12 protein-coding genes are annotated in these 17,181 nt (G+C 42.3%); 5 read left to right on the forward strand and 7 right to left on the reverse strand.

Annotated elements, in window-relative coordinates:
* Nucleotides 1-15 precede the first annotated feature (15 nt).
* From ACOQOE_RS03040 to rfbB, 6 genes are all read right to left on the reverse strand, one after another.
* Nucleotides 16-1,002 carry a sulfotransferase gene (locus tag ACOQOE_RS03040; protein WP_420554851.1) on the reverse strand — a complete coding sequence of 329 codons (987 nt, stop codon included), beginning with the start codon at nt 1,000-1,002 and terminating at the stop codon, nt 16-18.
* A gap of 82 nt (nt 1,003-1,084) precedes the next feature.
* Nucleotides 1,085-1,912, reverse strand: a complete 828-nt coding sequence (locus tag ACOQOE_RS03045) for a sulfotransferase domain-containing protein (protein ID WP_420554852.1) — start codon at nt 1,910-1,912, stop codon at nt 1,085-1,087.
* A 10-nt stretch (nt 1,913-1,922) separates the two neighbouring features.
* Nucleotides 1,923-2,639 (reverse strand): WbqC family protein, encoded by a 717-nt coding sequence (locus ACOQOE_RS03050; RefSeq protein ID WP_067866527.1) that lies wholly within the window; start codon nt 2,637-2,639, stop codon nt 1,923-1,925.
* A 15-nt stretch (nt 2,640-2,654) separates the two neighbouring features.
* Complete coding sequence (locus ACOQOE_RS03055) at nt 2,655-3,782, reverse strand: DegT/DnrJ/EryC1/StrS family aminotransferase (protein ID WP_420554853.1); 1,128 nt, start codon at nt 3,780-3,782, stop codon at nt 2,655-2,657.
* On the reverse strand, nt 3,763-4,641 hold the full coding sequence (gene rfbA, locus ACOQOE_RS03060; RefSeq protein ID WP_067866523.1) for a glucose-1-phosphate thymidylyltransferase RfbA: 879 nt from the start codon (nt 4,639-4,641) through the stop codon (nt 3,763-3,765). Before rfbA ends, ACOQOE_RS03055 begins: the two co-directional genes overlap by 20 nt.
* Before the next feature lie 12 nt (nt 4,642-4,653).
* A complete protein-coding gene (gene rfbB / locus ACOQOE_RS03065) occupies nt 4,654-5,700 on the reverse strand; it encodes a dTDP-glucose 4,6-dehydratase (protein ID WP_420554854.1) in 1,047 nt (348 codons plus the stop codon).
* A 246-nt stretch (nt 5,701-5,946) separates the two neighbouring features.
* Between rfbB and ACOQOE_RS03070 the strand changes: the two genes are divergently transcribed.
* The 5 genes from ACOQOE_RS03070 to ACOQOE_RS03090 all read left to right on the forward strand — a co-directional run bounded on the left by ACOQOE_RS03070 (nt 5,947) and on the right by ACOQOE_RS03090 (nt 12,895).
* A complete protein-coding gene (locus tag ACOQOE_RS03070; protein WP_420554855.1) occupies nt 5,947-7,395 on the forward strand; it encodes a sigma-54 dependent transcriptional regulator in 1,449 nt (482 codons plus the stop codon).
* Between the two features lies 1 nt (nt 7,396).
* Nucleotides 7,397-8,497, forward strand: coding sequence for a sensor histidine kinase (locus ACOQOE_RS03075; protein WP_420554856.1), 1,101 nt, complete (start codon nt 7,397-7,399; stop codon nt 8,495-8,497).
* A 24-nt stretch (nt 8,498-8,521) separates the two neighbouring features.
* The gene (locus ACOQOE_RS03080) at nt 8,522-9,892 is read left to right on the forward strand and encodes a sigma-54-dependent transcriptional regulator (protein ID WP_420554857.1); all 1,371 of its coding nucleotides are present in this window, start codon (nt 8,522-8,524) and stop codon (nt 9,890-9,892) included.
* Between the two features lie 229 nt (nt 9,893-10,121).
* Nucleotides 10,122-12,074, forward strand: a complete 1,953-nt coding sequence (acs, locus tag ACOQOE_RS03085; protein WP_067866512.1) for an acetate--CoA ligase — start codon at nt 10,122-10,124, stop codon at nt 12,072-12,074.
* Between the two features lie 155 nt (nt 12,075-12,229).
* Complete coding sequence (locus ACOQOE_RS03090; protein WP_420554858.1) at nt 12,230-12,895, forward strand: response regulator; 666 nt, start codon at nt 12,230-12,232, stop codon at nt 12,893-12,895.
* A 73-nt stretch (nt 12,896-12,968) separates the two neighbouring features.
* Here the strand turns inward: ACOQOE_RS03090 and ACOQOE_RS03095 are convergent, their stop codons facing one another.
* On the reverse strand, nt 12,969-16,901 hold the full coding sequence (locus ACOQOE_RS03095) for a NahK/ErcS family hybrid sensor histidine kinase/response regulator (RefSeq protein ID WP_420554859.1): 3,933 nt from the start codon (nt 16,899-16,901) through the stop codon (nt 12,969-12,971).
* Between the last annotated feature and the right edge of the window lie 280 nt (nt 16,902-17,181).

The following is a 17,181-nucleotide window of genomic DNA, read 5'->3' on the forward strand; positions in this document are numbered from 1 at the left end:
GTCGCCATCACCACATTAATTTTCATGTTCATGCCGATAGAAATTTCGTTTAGCATCCATGCTTTTTAACGTGCCTGCCGAGCGCTGAGCAGGAATATCTTGTCTTTCTTGTTGCTCAAGCATATTAATCCTTTGCGATGAAATCGTGTCTAAATATTCTAGGCTGTTCATCGGTGTATAGTTAAGTTCTTTCATCTCGAAATAGCATATTTTCTCCACAAGTGAGATCTCATCTGGCGTGAGTTCGTCTGTATACTTCGCACTGTTATTCGTTATTATGGGGCGCGACAGGTTGGACCAGCTTTCCTGTATTTGTGCATTGAGACGGGTTGTTTCGTCATTATTGAATTTGAGCATAGATGGTTGGAATTGGTGCCCTAAAAATGACAAGGTTGCAGATAAAGCTTCTTCGGGGTTGTCTATTAAATTTTCATATTTGATAAGAAATGCTTTATTTACTTTACGTAGTATATGGTAGTTACTTAGAAATCTTTGTTGGTCATAGGACCATTGTTTAGCGCCAACAATAATGCCCCCGGGATGGCTTTTATTTTTTTTCCACGATAATGCCATGTCTCTTGGGTCTCTGGTTTGGTAAATGAATTTAGCCTCTGGGAAGTTTATTAGCAGAAAAGGCAGAAATTCGTATAGATGGTTCTCTTTAATGAAAATGTTGTCTTTTCCGTCTTCAGATGCTTCCTCAATGAAAATATTTTTGAGTAAAGAAACAATGTCCCCACAGGGTGCTAGCCCTTTCAGTTCTGACTTTTTGAACTCCTTTTTCCAAATCGAGAAGCCCGCAGATAGCAGTATATGAATGTCGTCTATTAGGGCATACCAGTTGCGTTGATTTGATAAATCGCCATATCTAAATAAGTTCCGAGCAACGGGGTTGATTAGGTGCTTAGTTGAAGGGCCGCAGATCTCTGAGTGAGCATTCAGTAGTTTGGTAATTAAATTGCTACCTGAGCGTTCGGAGCACATTAAAAATGTGAAAGACATATGCTTACCTGTACGGATAACGGGGTTGCTTTGATTGTATTATGGAGCGTCTTCAATAAACTATATTTAGTTGGTTTGAATGCTATGTTAAAAATCTTTCTAATCGTGTGTCTTTAAGGTTACTTTGGATTTTCTCAGATATTTCTTTGGGGAGCTCTTGCTTCCATGCATCATCAGATTGTTGTGCTTTGTAGACTGAGTAGGGGTCTACATTGTATTGGCCTGTGCTTTCGTTTAGAAATCTTATAGTTTGATCTGTGTAGCTTAAGTCTAGAAAGTTAAATAGTAATTTTGTTTCTTGGGTTGGGTTGGCTAAATAAGCTGAATATGTAATCAAATGGACCCTGTCTGGGTACGCTTTTTTTAAGTCGAGGAATAAGGTGCTGGCTTCTTTCCATTTTTCAAATCCATTGTATTCTTCCGGCTTATTTTGATTTTTCTTCGTAGCATATTGCCATTCATTAAGCATATTCCAGTTAAGATCGGCCCTGAATTCTTTTGGTGCCTTCAACCATGAATTTATCACTGATAATGGGTTTCTGATGATGGTGACGAGCTTCAGATCATGCTTTTTTGCCATAAGGTTGGCTAGTATGTTGTGATACCGAACCTCCTTATAAGCGATATGTGTTATCTGCTCCTTTTTGAATACTGGCAATATCCCCTTATGTCTTTGTTCTAGCTGGCCTGTAAAGTTATCGTTGCAAGACTTTAATCTCGTGAAAAAGCTGTCAATATCCCCCTGAGTTGATGCAGGTGTTAAGAAGTCTTTGTGAGCGTATGAAAATAGCGGTTGATAGCGGTATAGGGTGTTAGGTGAGCTGTTGATTATTTCCCCAATCCACGTGGTGCCAGACCTCGGAGCCCCATGTATCGCAACAGTAATCAACGTATCTGTATTGTTGCTCAAAGTGTCATCCTTATTCTACCGTGAAATACTGAAACAGTGTTTTTGTCTCATCTATCGTATTGAACATTAAAACATCAATGATCGAAAGAGAAGGGATGAAATCATGATGAAACTGAGAATAGTGACACGCTAGACTGCGTATAAAATGAAGATCAATACCTTGGTTTTTAAAATCCCCCTTGCTGTATAACTCTTTTCCACTAGGGGCGTTTAGATAAGATGTGTAGCCTAGGTCTTTTGTTATTTTGATTAGGCGTTCTGCTTTGTCCATGCCTTGTGTATGAGGCGAGATGTCTGAGGATCTTTTATATGTAATATCGTGATTTAGGTATTGGTAAATTAATTGAATTGCATTGATTGCAACGGAGGCTATTGATTCGTTTTGAGTGTGTTTGAGTGAGGCGTCAATGAGCTCCATAACTTGAGTGAAGTGTGGGGCTTTTTGGTAGGAGTGAGTTAATTTTGCGTAAAACTTCTTTTTCCAACGTGTATCTATGCAAGTCAGAGTATCCTTAATTAAAACATTCTGGCTGGCTTGTTGAATGGGTAGAGTGAACAGGCTAGGTTCTTGCTGGAGCAGAATCCTATTTCTGTTAATCCAGCCTTTTTTTATGTAACTCACATCATCATAAAAAATGAATAGCTCACTAGCTTCGATTAAGTGAAAGTAGCCTAGATAAGGAAAAATATATGGCTGCATTATGGCGACATGGCCGTGCTTCTTCATTTTTCGCCTGTTTCGTTAGTGGTTATTATCTAGGTTATCTATTGAGTGAGTATTAATTGTGTGGTTAATGATTTCACAGATATGTTTAATCTCTTTTGTCGTTAGCCCATTATAAATGGGAAGGCACAGTATTCTAGTCGAGATGTCTTGAGATATGGGGCATCTGTTTGATGGGTTGAGATGTTCTACTGTATCTAAACTGGGGTGAAAGTAGCGTTTGGCTTCTATGTTATGTGACTTTAGGGCTTTTAAAGTCGATAAAAGTGTCGCTTCCGAATCAAGCAGAATAGGCATGTATGCACTGTTATTGGTTATATTTAATTTGATCACCGAAGGGGTGTTTTTGAACTCGTCTTGATAAACCGCAGTTATGTTATTTCTCTCTTTTATGATGTCTGAAATATCATTTAAAATGGAGAGGCCTACGGCGGCTTCGAACTCGTTCATTTTTGCATTGATACCGAGCCTGCAAGGTTCTTTATTATCGTTAAATCCGAAATTTATGATCTCTTTTGCTTTGGCTAAGTCAGATTTATGTTTGAAGCGTATCATGGCCCCTTCGACGGTATGAAACAGCTTGGTTGCGTGGAAGCTTATAATGCTGGCATCGCCGTACTGAACTATATTTCTACCTTTGTACTTAATTCCAAACGCATGGGATGCATCGTAGATTGTTTTTAACGCGTATTTCTCTGCTATTTCGTTAATTTCTTCTATTGGACAAGCATTTCCAAAAACGTGAACAGGGACAATAAATTGGGTGTTCTTATTTATTTTTTCTGCAATCGAATTGGCAGATAAACACCAGTCGGTGGGGTTTATATCGGTAAATATCGGTGTGATCCCTTCCCACTTTAATGCGTTACTTGTGGCGATAAAGGTGAACGGTGTAGTGATCGCCTCAATGGGACTCGTTTGATCATCTACCGAATTTATGAGCGTTTGATAGGCTATCTGCAGTGCTAAAGTACCGTTAGCAACCAGCAGGATATGGTCCGATTCAAAGAGTTCTTCTAGACGTTGTGTTAGCTCGTTAACAAGCGGACCATTATTGGTTAACCAGCCGGAGTCATAGATACGATCTATATATTTATCTAATATTTGTCTGTTTGGAAGATAAGGTCTAGTTGAAGGTATCGACATCTAACATACTCAATAAATATTCACCGTAATGGCTTTTACAAAGGGGCTTGCTAATTCTTCGAATGTCCTCTTCGTTTAACCAACCGTTTCTATAGGCAATTTCTTCTAGGCAGGCTATTTTATAGCCTTGCCTTTTTTCTATTGTTTCTACAAATTGCGCGGCTTCTAGTAAACTGCCATGAGTGCCGGTGTCCAGCCAAGCAAATCCTCGTCCGAGTAATTCAACTTTTAATGCCCCTCTATCGAGATAGGCCTGATTAATAGATGTTATCTCAAGCTCACCTCGCTCTGAAGGTTTTACTTCTTTTGCAATATTTATAACATCATTGTCATAGAAATAGAGCCCTGTGACGATAAAGTTAGATTTAGGCTTTTTGGGTTTTTCTTCAATGGAGATTGCATTGCGGTTTTTATCAAGCTCCACAACCCCAAAGGGTTTTGGGTCTTTGACTTGATAGCCAAAGATTGTTGCTCCTGATGTTCTGGCTGCTGCGCTTCGTAGTTTAGGAGAGAAACCGTAACCATAAAAAAAGTTATCTCCAAGGGCTAGGCATACGCTGTCTTTACCAATGAAGTTTTCGCCAATAATAAAAGCTTGTGCTAAGCCTTCAGGTTTAGGCTGAATTGCGTAACTGAGTCTTATGCCGAAGTCTTTTCCATCCCCTAGTAGTCGTTTAAAGCTATCGTTATCTTCGGGGGTCGTAATGATTAAAATATCTTGTATCCCGCTGAGCATGAGTACTGATAGCGGGTAATAGATCATCGGCTTGTCATATATGGGTAGGAGTTGTTTGGTGATGGCTCGGGTGATGGGATATAAGCGAGTTCCTGAGCCGCCAGCAAGAATGATACCTTTCATAATTTGGCTCTCTTAGTCATTATTATTTTTGTTATTTATGGTGGATGCTTTGTTGTTATTGTACCAATCGCTGTTGTTTAAGTACCAGTGTACAGTTTCTCTTAGACCGTCACTAAAAGAATGGTCAGGTTTCCAGTTTAGCTGTGAATAGGCTTTATCTGAATTTATAGCGTATCTTTTATCGTGCCCAGCTCTATCTGTGACATAAGTTATAAGGGAGTGATAGGGTATATTGGTTGGGCAGAGCTCTTCGAGTAGATCGCAGACTGTATTTACCACCTCTATGTTCTTTTTTTCTTCTTGGCCACCGATGTTATAGGTTTCTCCAATATCACTTCGTTTGATTACTTGGAGTAAGGCTTTTGCGTGATCATCTACATAGATCCAGTCACGGATTTGATCACCTGTTCCATATATAGGTATTTTCTTGCCTTGTAGAGCGTTAAGGATGGTTAAAGGAATTAGTTTTTCAGGGAACTGAAAAGGCCCATAATTATTAGAGCAATGGGATATAATAGTCGGTAATCCGTAAGTGCGCTGCCATGCTTTAACTAAGTGGTCAGAGCTTGCTTTTGATGCTGAATATGGAGAGCTAGGATTGTAGTTGCTCTCTTCTGTAAAGGGGGTATCGGTGGGTAATAAATCACCAAAGACTTCATCTGTTGATACATGATGGAATCTGAAAATTGATTTACGTTTAGCATTAAGTGTTGCCCAATAGTGACGGCATGTTTCTAGCAGTGTGTAAGTTCCGACTATATTGGTTTGAATGAAAGCGTTTGGTCCGGATATTGATCTATCTACATGGGATTCTGCGGCTAGATGCATTACTGCGTCAGGTTGGTATTTGGTGAATATATGACTGATAGCAGTAGCATCACATATATCTTGTTGTTCAAAGTGATAGCGTTCGTTTTGTAAAAATGAGTTATGTGCAGTTATATTGGCAGCATAGGTTAGCTTGTCTATATTTATAACAGTATCGTTAGTGTGTTTTAGTAGGCGGCGGATAACTGCAGAGCCTATAAATCCTGCTCCTCCTGTAATTATGAATCTCATCTTATTCCTGCTTTCTGTATGAGCTTATAGGGAATTACTTTATCTTATTGAAGTTATAGTAGAAACGTTAATTTTTTTTTGGATTCACCGACTATTATAAATCAGGGTTTTGTTGAAAGGGATATTCTCATGTGCGTCAAAATATAGGCGTTAATTTTTCTATTTTTAAGTTCTGTCAGATAATTGACATTTCGTGCTGTGGTTGCCACTATTGGTTCTACTCAAATCAGGTAGAGATAAGCAGGAATGACTGCGCAGCCAAAACTATTAATTATTGATGATGATCTAAGTCGCAGAGAGTTAATTCGTGCTGCACTTTCTTTTTTAGGTCGCCCGTTTGAATTCTATGGATTTGTTGATTGGTTGCAGTCAGATGACCAGTCACTCAAAGGTGATAAAGTCTCTTTAGTGTTGCTTGGACAAAGTGAATTACCTATATCCCTTGAAAAGCTGCTACGCAATTTACAGCAAAAAACACCTGATGCTGCTGTTGTTACTTTAGATGAATGGTCTGAAGTCGCTGAGCTGCCTGATGATCTGAAAAGTGGTGTGACAGGGCAGTTAAATGTGCCCTTTAGTTATCAAGAGTTACTCGATCAATTACATAAAGCTCAACTTTATTCTCGGCCGTCCCTGGGGGCAAGGGATGCGAATAATCCTTCTTCAGAGCTTTTTTCAAGTTTAGTCGGTAGTAGTCGGCCTATGAGGCTGGTGCGGCAGGCTATGTCTCAAGTCACGGGACGTGATGTTAATGTCTTAATTACAGGGGAGTCGGGTACTGGTAAAGAGGTGGTTGCTCGGAATCTACATGATTATTCTGTACGTAAAAATGGCCCATTCGTGCCGATTAACTGTGGAGCTATTCCTGCAGATTTGCTTGAAAGTGAGTTGTTTGGTCACGAACGGGGAGCTTTTACGGGTGCGGTTTCTAGTCGTTCAGGCCGTTTTGAGCTGGCTCAAGGGGGGACGCTTTTTCTTGATGAAGTAGGTGATATGCCTTTATCTATGCAGGTAAAGCTATTACGTGTGCTTCAAGAGCGAAAGTTTGAGCGTATCGGTGGCACTAAAACACTTGAAGCGGATATACGTGTTATCGCCGCAACGCATAAAAACCTTGAAGAGATGATTGAAGAAGGGAGCTTTAGAGAGGATCTTTATTATCGCCTAAATGTTTTCCCAATTGAGATGCCGCCATTACGAGAGCGAACCGAAGATATTCCTCTATTACTGGATGAGTTATTAGGCCGATTAAAAAAACAAGGTTTTGACTCTGTCAGATTTCAAATGAGCGCTCTAGAGTCCTTAAAGGCTCATCCTTGGCCTGGTAATGTGAGAGAGCTGTCCAACCTTGCTGAACGACTAGCGATTCTTTTTCCTAATGGCGTTGTTGGTGTTTCTGAGTTGCCGGCCCGTTTTCAGCATGTTGAAGAACCTGATCCTGCGCGTTATGCGAATACGGAAGAGTTGTTGGAATCATCCTCTGTTACTGGCGCTATAGCTTCTGCCACTCATTTAGATCATCTGCCTGAAGAAGGGCTGGATCTTAAGGCTCATTTAGAAGCTATTGAGCGGAGCTTAATTGAGCAATCATTGGCAGTACATGAGGGTGTTGTTGCCAGAGCTGCTGAGTTATTAAAAATTAGGCGAACGACCTTAGTAGAAAAAATGCGTAAATATGGGATGCAACGTAAGTAATATGAATGATATCGAACGCTATAAAACCCGTATTACGGAATTAGAAACGGCCTTAAGTCAGGCGCAAGAATCCCTAATAAGCGAGTCTCTTCAACGTCAAAAAAATGAAGATAAAAATGTTGGGCTTAGTGACCGTTTTCAAAACCTATTATCGATTTTACCGGCAGGTGTTGTCCTAATTAATGGCGCAGGCAAGGTGGCTGAGGCCAACCCTGCAGCGGAAAGCTTTTTGGGTACCCCTTTAATCGGGCAGTTTTGGTTTGACATTATTAACCGCAGTTTTGCACCTCGTGGAGATGATGGGCATGAGGTTTCTTTAAAAGATGGTCGTCGTGTCAGTTTGATGACCCGCGCGATGGATAGTGAGCCGGGCCAGTTAGTGTTACTGATAGACCAAACCGAAACGCGGTTGCTACAAGGGCGTGTTTCCCATTATCAGCGGTTGTCTGAGATGGGTCGTATGATGGCCTCATTGGCGCATCAGATTAGGACGCCTTTATCCGCAGCGTTGCTCTATGTTGATCACTTAATGCGCCCAGATCTTTTAGTTGAGCAGCGGCAGAAGTTTGCACGTAAAGCTAAATCTCGTTTAACAAACCTTGAGCAGCAAGTCCGAGATATGCTGATTTTTGCGCGGGGAGAAATGCGGTTGGATGATCAGATCTCTTCTTCCGCATTTATGCGGGAGTTAGAGGATATGCTTGATCTTCCTCTCGTCAGCTATGATGCAGATTGTGATTGTATCAATGATGTCCCTAATTACGAGTTTCAGTGTAATAAGGACGCACTGTTAGGTGTATGTATCAACCTAGTTGAAAACGCGCTCCAGGCAAGTGGTAAAGGGTGCGAATTAACTATACGTTTTACGGATGACGCGGGCCGCATAGCCCTGCAGATTATTGACCAAGGGCAAGGTATGACGCCGGAGCAATTAAAACGTGCGCTAGAGCCTTTTTATACAACTAAGTCTCATGGTACAGGGTTGGGGTTAGCTGTAGCTCAGGTGGTTGCTCATGCGCATCATGGTGAATTTTTAATACGCTCCACTCTGGGGGAGGGTACTGTTGCAACTATAGTACTGCCATGCCTATTAACCAAATAACTCTAAGCTTGAGCGATATACAACATGCCTAATAAGATAATGATTGTTGAAGATGACAATGAGTTACGAGAAGCGCTTTGCGATACGCTAGAGCTAGCGGGGTTCTCCTATATTGAGGCGCCTGATGCTGAAGAGGCCTTAGCGTTACTCGCCAAACAGCAGGTCGATATGGTTGTTACTGATGTGAATATGCCAGGCATGGATGGTCATCAGCTTTTAGATGAAATTCGGAAAGTACATCCTGGGCTTCCTGTTATGTTGATCACTGCATTTGGCCAAGTGAGTAAAGCAGTTGAGGCGATTAAGGCAGGTGCTGTTGATTATTTAATGAAACCTTTTGATTCTGAAGCCCTTATTTCTGCTGTACGTCGTTTTGCCTCGGGTGCTGTTGTAGCGCCCGAAGCACAACAGCCCATTGCGGAAGAGAGTAGTAGTAAGCAATTACTTCAATTGGCTAAAAGAGTGGCTGCTTCAGATTCAACAGTGCTTATCTCTGGTGAATCAGGCACGGGTAAAGAGGTTTTAGCCCAATATATTCATAACCACTCTTCACGAGCGGATAACCCGTTTATTGCCATCAATTGCGCAGCTATCCCTGAAAATATGTTGGAAGCTACGCTATTTGGGCATGAAAAAGGGGCGTTTACTGGAGCATATACCAGCTCTCCCGGTAAGTTTGAACAAGCTGATGGAGGGACTTTGCTTTTAGATGAAGTGTCGGAAATGGATTTAGGTTTACAGGCAAAACTGTTACGCGTTTTGCAGGAGCAAGAGGTTGAGCGTATAGGTGGGCGTAAAGTGATATCGCTCAATGTCCGTGTGATTGCTACGACTAACCGCAAGCTTGAAACTTATGTTTCTGAGGGTAAGTTTCGAGAAGATCTTTATTACCGTTTAAATGTGTTTCCTCTTCAATGGCGACCCTTGAGAGAGCGGCCAGCGGATATAGTGCCTTTAGCTGAGCTTTTATTTAGCAAGTATTGCCAAAAGATGCAGCGTTCCCCTGTTGGTTTGTCCTCTGAAGTTGTTAATGCACTAGTTGAGCATACTTGGCCGGGGAATGTTAGAGAATTGGATAATGTGGTTCAGCGTGCTTTGATTTTGCAAGGGGGGGCTGAGATTCGAATGGCTGATCTTATGCTTAATCCTGCTGACATTTCCCAGGCGGAAATATCGGAAGTAGAGACCGAATTAGATGATGAAGATTTGGTGGGTCAGTTGGGCGAAGGTATGCGCCAACATGAATTCCAATTAATTATCGATGCGTTGAAAGCAACTCATGGAAGTCGTAAGAATGCTGCTGAAAATTTAGGGATAAGTCCCCGAACCTTGCGCTATAAATTAGCAAAAATGCGTGAGTTAGGCTTAGATTTGGATAAATTGCTCGGTCGTTGATGAATTGTTGGATAATAAAAAATCACTTACAAATCAGCTTGTTGTGGGTTTTCTGGGACTAAGGTCTTAGTTCGGATATACCAAGGTCTAATTCAGGGTATTGCTCTCCCTTCTGTATAAACCTAGGACAGATATTTAACCTCATTTGCGTCTGATAATAAAAAATACCAAAAACATAGACGATCTGAGGGTATTTTATAATTACAACAATCAAGCTAAGGGCATCACGATGAGTGAAAAAATATATCCAGTTAGTCCGGAGATCGCGGCACAGGCGCACATTGATAATGATAAATATCTAGCAATGTACGATCAGTCTGTGAATGATCCAGACTCATTCTGGGGTGAAGCAGGTAAACGCCTAGATTGGTTCAAACCATATACAAAAGTTAAAAATACATCTTTTGATCCACATAATGTTGATATCCGTTGGTTCGAAGATGGTACGTTAAATGCGTCATATAACTGTCTTGATCGTCATTTAGAAACTCGCGGTGATCAGGTTGCTATCATTTGGGAAGGAGATGACCCAAGTGAGTCTGAAAATATTACTTACCGTCAACTACATGAGCGTGTTTGTAAGTTCTCAAATGCGCTTAAAGCGCGTGGCGTTAAAAAAGGCGATGTTGTAACTCTTTACATGCCAATGATCCCTGAAGCTGCTGTTGCGATGCTGGCATGTACACGTATTGGTGCAGTGCATTCAATCGTATTTGGTGGTTTCTCACCAGAAGCGCTTGCAGCACGTATCGAAGGCGCGAACTCTAAAGTCGTTGTTACTTCAAACTACTCCCTACGTGCAGGTAAGTCTGTACCGCTGAAAGCTAATGTTGACAAAGCGCTTGAGCATGAAGCAGCGAAAGCATGCATCGAGAGCGTTATCGTTGTTAAGCGTGTTGATCAAGATGTTGAGTGGAATGACAGCGTTGATGTTTGGTATGAAGACCTAGTAGCTGATGCTTCTGCAGAATGTGCTCCTGAAGAGATGGAAGCTGAAGCGCCAATGTTTATCCTTTACACATCCGGTTCAACGGGTGCGCCAAAAGGTCTTGAGCATACAACCGGCGGCTACATGGTTTACGCTTCTATGACTCATGAATATGCCTTCGATTATAAAGAAGGTGATATCTACTGGTGTACTGCCGATGTGGGTTGGGTTACAGGTCATAGTTATATTGTCTATGGACCACTTGCCAATGGCGGCACCTCATTGATGTTTGAAGGTGTTCCAAGCTACCCAGATAACAGCCGTTTCGGTCGCGTTATTGAAAAGCATAAAGTTAACCAGTTCTACACGGCGCCAACCGCGATTCGTGCCTTGATGCAGCAAGGTGAAGATGTTCTAGGTGATTCCGACCTATCTTCACTACGTATCTTAGGTTCAGTAGGTGAACCGATTAACCCTGAGGCGTGGGAATGGTATTACCGTGTTATTGGTCAGAGCCGTTGCCCAATTGTTGATACGTGGTGGCAGACAGAAACAGGTGGCATGATGATCTTGCCTCTACCTGGTGCTACTGCTGCTAAACCAGGCGCTGCTTCACGTCCATTCTTTGGTGTTCAGCCAGCATTGCTTGATGCGGATGGTAATGAGCTGGAAGGTGCTACCGATGGTAACCTCGTTATTAAAGACTCATGGCCTGGTCAGAGTCGTTCTATTTGGGGTGATCATGAGCGCTTTATTCAGACTTACTTCTCTACGTATAAAGGCTATTACACTACAGGTGATGGTGCGCGTCGTGATGAAGATGGATATTACTGGATCACAGGTCGTGTAGATGACGTAATTAACGTTTCTGGTCACCGTATGGGTACCGCTGAGGTTGAGTCAGCACTTGTTGCGCATCCTGCTGTAGCTGAAGCTGCTGTAGTAGGTTACCCGCATGAAGTTAAGGGTCAGGGTATCTACGTATACGTGACGCTACAGTCCGGCTACGAGCAATCAGATGAGCTACTGAAAGAACTGCGTATGCATGTTCGCTCTGAGATTGGTCCAATTGCTTCGCCTGACTTGATTCAATTTGCACCAGGCATGCCGAAAACTCGTTCTGGTAAAATCATGCGCCGTATCTTACGTAAGATTGCTGAAGATGATTTTGATGCATTAGGTGATACCTCAACACTGGCTGATCCGTCGGTTGTAGATGATCTCATCAATAACCGAATGAACCGTGCTAAGTAATATTTTTTAATATTTAGTCTAAAAACTCTCGTAGGACTCGGAATATCCGAGACTTACGGGAGTTTTTTGTTCTATAGTAGTAGTTAAATCACTGGAAAACCGTTCCATTTACGGTCGGCGTTCGAGTAACAGTTTCTTAAGGGGGAATTGAACGCATGCAGTTAGCTCAAAAAATTATTATTGCAGATGATCATCCACTATTTCGCGCGGCTTTGAAGCAGGCGGTTGCTCAGGCACTGCCCGGCGTCGAGACGATAGAAGCAGATTCTCTACCGGCTGTTCAGGAGGCTGTTGACCAGCATTCTGATGCTGATCTTGTTTTGCTTGATATTCACATGCCAGGCACTAATGGATTCTCAGGTTTGGTTTTTCTTCGTGGTCAAAATCCAGGTATACCTGTGGTTGTAGTTTCCGGAAGTGAACAGCCTCATATTATGAAGCGTGCAATTGATTATGGTGCTTCTGGTTTTATTCCAAAATCTTCTTCTTTAGAAACAATAGCGGATGCGGTTGTTGCAGTATTAAAAGGGGAGGAATGGTTGCCACAGGAGGTTGCAGATAATCTTCCTGATGTAAGTGAGGATGATCAGAAGTTTGCAGTCGCTTTAGCGGCCTTAACGCCGCAGCAATTTCGCGTGTTGACTATGTTGACTGAAGGGTTGTTAAACAAGCAGATTGCTTATGAATTAAATGTTTCAGAAGCAACAATCAAAGCGCATGTAACTGCTATCTTACGTAAATTGGGCGTTCATAGTCGTACTCAGGCGGTCATCGCAGCGCAACGTTTAGGTGTTGAACCGCCTAAAACTGATTTAGAGTAACCTGTAGCTCGTTAATGTTAATAAGGCGCTTGATGCGCCTTTTTTCATGTCTATGTCACAGAGGTAATGTGCTTTAGCTGGCTCGTGCAGTTGCGATGGTTTTGTTAATGATGGCCCTAAGTGCAGCAGGCTTAATCGGTTTAGTGAGTAGTTGAGCACCATTGGCCGCAATCTCCTCTTTCACTGCTTCGGTGCGGTCTGCGGTAATGATAATGGCCGGTACTTTTTTGTTGAGCAGTGGTTGAATATCTTCCAGCGCCATAATGCCGGTTAGTGTTTCTGAAAGATGATAATCTGCCAGAATTATTTCGGGTTGGAAGCCCGCGTTAATTTGTTTTATCGCATCCTCTGTTGATAGTGCTGTATTAACCTCGCATTCCCAACCATTAAGTAAAGCTGACATCCCTTCAAGAATTTTAGGTTCATTATCGATCACTAATGCTTTAATTCCTTTAAGCCCTTTGCTGTGAATCCAGCCGCGTTTTTCCGGTTTAGGTTTGATGGCTTTTGCTGGATCACCTAAAGGTATTTCAATACTAAACACGGTGCCTTTGGTTGGCCATGAGCGAACATTCAGGCTGTGTCCTAGCATGTTAGCAATACGCTCGGTGATGGCTAGCCCTAGCCCTAGACCTTGTACTTGGGAGTGTCTTGGGTTGTCTATTCGCTTGAACTCTTCAAATACCTCGTTGAGTTTATCTTCAGCTATGCCGACACCGGTATCCCATACTTCAATTCTCAGCATGTTATTGTCTCTGCGACAACCCAGTAGAATTTTTCCCTCTTGTGTGTAACGGATAGCGTTGGATAGGAAGTTTTGAATTACACGGCGCAAAAGTTGTTGGTCGGAACGAACAACCTTATTACATGGGACGAAACGAAATTTCAGCCCTTTTTTCTTTGCAACGGCTGTAAATTCTGTATTCAGCGCGTTAAACATATCGCTTAGGCAGAAGTCACTAATTGAAGGAATTAATGCACCGGCATCTAATTTAGATATATCGAGTAAAGCGGTAATTAGCTCTTCTGCCGCAGTTAAAGAACCATTTAGGTTGTCTACAAGCTGACTTGTTTCCTCGCTATGGCTCTGTTGGGCCAGTGCGGAAGTAAATAGACGTGCCGCATTTAAAGGCTGTAATAGGTCATGACTTGCTGAAGCTAAGAAACGTGTCTTGCCTATATTAGCATCATCAGCGTCCGATTTGGCCTGACGTAGTTCATCTTCCATTAGTGAGCGGATTGTATTTTCTTTACGTAGTTCTTTGTTTACTACAGAAAGGGCGTGCGTTCGCTCTCTCACTCTCTGTTCTAAGGTTTCGTTAGTCTCTTTAAGGGCTATTTCTGCTTTACGTCGCTCTGTAATATCTTGATATAAAGAGAAGTAACCTAGTACATCGCCGTAATCACCTATATGTGGAATGTATTTTACTTCTGCGTATCGCTTGCTTCCGTCGGAAGTCGGTAAGGTCGTTTCAAAACGCTGCTGTTTACCTTTTAGTGCTTCGGTAATGTAAGGGCTTCTAAGCTCATATTCTGCTTCAGACATGATTTTATAGCAGGGTTTTCCTGAGATTGAGTTTCGATCTAAGTGGAAGGTCTCTGCATAAGCCTTATTGACAAAAAGATAGCGTCGCTCTGGATCAAGGTATGCAATCAGTACAGGTACATTGTCCGTGTAGATGCGAATATTTTGTTCGCTTTCCCTTAACGCTTCTTCTACATGTTTGTAAGTGGTGATGTCCATGTAGGTGTTAACGTAGCCGCCGTTAGGCATTGGGTTGCCGCGGACTTCTAAGACTGTGCCATTGGGGCGAAAACGCTCGTAACTGTGGCGTTGGCTTGATTTAAGTAAAGATAAACGCTTTTTGACCTGTTCCTCGTTATTACCGGGGCCGTACTCTCCTTTGGTTGCGTTAAAACGAAATACTTCTTCAATTGGGCGTCCAACGCAGATAAGGCCTTCCGGATAATCGAACATCTCTACATAAACTCGATTCCATGCAACAAGTCTCATTTGCTGATCGACAACGCTAATGCCTAAGCTGATATTTTCAATAGTTGATTGCAGCAGTGAACGGTTAAACCGGAGTGCTTGAGAGGCTTCATCAACGATAGTTACCACATCGCCAATGTGCATATCTTTTCCACGCAAGGTGGACGCTAAGACTATGCGTGAAGATGAAGCACCAATCACGCCCGCAAGTAAGCGTTCGGTAAATTGGATTAATTCAGGCGTGGCTTTATCATCAGATAGGGGTGGCTCTTCATCCCGTTGTAGAGCAAAGCCCGTAAATGCATGTTGGGTGCGGCTGATCCCTAGAAAGCGTTCAGTTAGCATTTGTAAATCACCAACAGTGACTTGTCCGTACTGTCTTGAACTTTCGGTTAGATCCTTGTTGTATACGTCAACAAATGCGCTTGCTTGTATGCGGTCCACAAGTCGCGGTGTTGCGTAGCGAGAGATCAGAATATAAAGACTCGTATTAACGAATAGAGACCAGAATACCCCATGGGATAAAACATCTAGGCTATCGAGGTTAAATAGATTGGTTGGTGAAAGCCAAGTGATATTAAATATCCCGTTATTGAGATACTCAGGGCCTAGTAATCCTGCTTCACTAAATGAGGGGAGCACAAGGGTATAAAGCCATAGTATAAATCCGCCAATTAGGCCGGCAATAACCCCATTGCGGGATCCAGATTTCCAGTAAATTCCGCCAATAATCGCTGGTAGAAATTGTGCTGCTGCCACAAATGCAAGTAAGCCGAAAGAAGCTAGCGGGGATTGATCGCCTAGGATTCGATAGTAGAAATAGGCCAAGATCATTAAGCATAAAATGGTGATACGTCGGACACGAAGTAAAAGGGAGCCGATATCTTTGTTATCAGAGAGTCTGAGCCATGAAATACGAAATAAAAGCGGCATGATTATGTCGTTACATACCATTGTGGCTAAGGTAATGCTTGCTACGATAACCATACTGGTGGCCGCGGATAATCCCCCAATAAACGCGAAGGTCGCAAGTTGTTTGTAATCCGCAGCTAAGGGGAGCATAAGTACAAAAGTATCTGCATCAACGTTTGTACCTTCAAAATAGAGCACACCTGCTGTAGAGATGGGTAAAACGAAAGCCGATAGTAAAATCAAATAGACAGGAAATAACCAGCGAGCCAGTTTTAAATGTCCAGCATGTGTATTTTCTACTATGGTGACATGAAATTGACGCGGTAAGCAGATGACGGCCGCGCAGGCGAGAAGTGTCTCTGTTAAAAAACTGCCCTCAAGGAGTGAGGTTGTGTAGTTGTTATTGTTATTTAACTGTAGGGCGATATTGTAAGCAAGGTTGCCAAAACCATCAAAAACTTCAAAGGTTACGAAAATACCAACGGCTATAAATGCTGCGAGTTTTACGATGGATTCGAAAGCTACGGCGAGTACTAAACCTTCATGGTGTTCGGTCGCATCTATCTGTCGCGTACCAAAAAGAATGGCAAATATGGCCATGACAATGGCAACGAAGAGCGCTGTATCGCTCCCTTTACTGATGACCTCTTCTGTTCCCGGTGTTAAGGCGTTGTAGCTAATCGCCACCGCTTTAAGCTGCATGGCTATATAGGGCATAGTGCCGGTAACGGCAATAATGGTTACTAATACAGCTAGGGCTTGGCTTTTACCATAACGAGATGAGATGAAATCAGAGATGGTTGTTATATTTTGTTGTTTGCTGATCAGCACCATTTTTTCAATTAATTGCCAGCCGAAAATAAATACGATGACCGGCCCGAGATAAGTGGCTAAAAACTCCCATCCGTTGGTGCTTGCTCTGCCTACTGCGCCATAAAAGGTCCAAGAAGAGCAGTAGACGGCAAGGGAGAGTGAGTAGATGATCGGTCTACTGGCTGCCCGAGGATTTTTTTGAGCATTTTTGTCACCGTAGTAAGCGATGGCAAAAAGCAAGCCTAGGTAGGCAAGCGATATAAGAATTATCGACCAACCTGAAAGCATAAACACAATTCCTCGGTGAGATTGTCAGGTAGTTAGTTTACTTGTTTTGAGCAGGAACCCAATGTTTACCTGATTTTTGCAGAATAACTAATAGATATGTATCTAAATGACTAATACTTTTGTATAGGTGCTTGTTGTTAATAGGTTTTTTGGTTATGCCCTAGAGTCTGCGGGAAATGGCTAATCAGAGGGAAATTGATAGGTATAAGGATATAACGAGTCGACTAAAGTTTAGCTTTGTTTGGCTGCGGTGTCTGATAGTCTCTACCTGTCTTAAATT

Source organism: Neptuniibacter marinus (assembly GCF_965223595.1).
GTDB classification, from domain to species: Bacteria; Pseudomonadota; Gammaproteobacteria; order Pseudomonadales; family Balneatricaceae; genus Neptuniibacter; species Neptuniibacter marinus.

What these genes read in the sequence shown, in the direction of transcription:
- ACOQOE_RS03080 (WP_420554857.1), top strand. Translation starts at nt 8,522, where the DNA reads ATGCCTAATAAGATAATGATTGTTGAAGATGACAATGAGTTACGAGAA.
- ACOQOE_RS03050 (WP_067866527.1), bottom strand. Translation starts at nt 2,639, where the DNA reads ATGAAGAAGCACGGCCATGTCGCCATAATGCAGCCATATATTTTTCCT.
- acs (WP_067866512.1), top strand. Translation starts at nt 10,122, where the DNA reads ATGAGTGAAAAAATATATCCAGTTAGTCCGGAGATCGCGGCACAGGCG.
- ACOQOE_RS03090 (WP_420554858.1), top strand. Translation starts at nt 12,230, where the DNA reads ATGCAGTTAGCTCAAAAAATTATTATTGCAGATGATCATCCACTATTT.
- ACOQOE_RS03095 (WP_420554859.1), bottom strand. Translation starts at nt 16,901, where the DNA reads ATGCTTTCAGGTTGGTCGATAATTCTTATATCGCTTGCCTACCTAGGC.
- rfbA (WP_067866523.1), bottom strand. Translation starts at nt 4,641, where the DNA reads ATGAAAGGTATCATTCTTGCTGGCGGCTCAGGAACTCGCTTATATCCC.
- ACOQOE_RS03055 (WP_420554853.1), bottom strand. Translation starts at nt 3,782, where the DNA reads ATGTCGATACCTTCAACTAGACCTTATCTTCCAAACAGACAAATATTA.
- rfbB (WP_420554854.1), bottom strand. Translation starts at nt 5,700, where the DNA reads ATGAGATTCATAATTACAGGAGGAGCAGGATTTATAGGCTCTGCAGTT.
- ACOQOE_RS03075 (WP_420554856.1), top strand. Translation starts at nt 7,397, where the DNA reads ATGAATGATATCGAACGCTATAAAACCCGTATTACGGAATTAGAAACG.
- ACOQOE_RS03040 (WP_420554851.1), bottom strand. Translation starts at nt 1,002, where the DNA reads ATGTCTTTCACATTTTTAATGTGCTCCGAACGCTCAGGTAGCAATTTA.
- ACOQOE_RS03070 (WP_420554855.1), top strand. Translation starts at nt 5,947, where the DNA reads ATGACTGCGCAGCCAAAACTATTAATTATTGATGATGATCTAAGTCGC.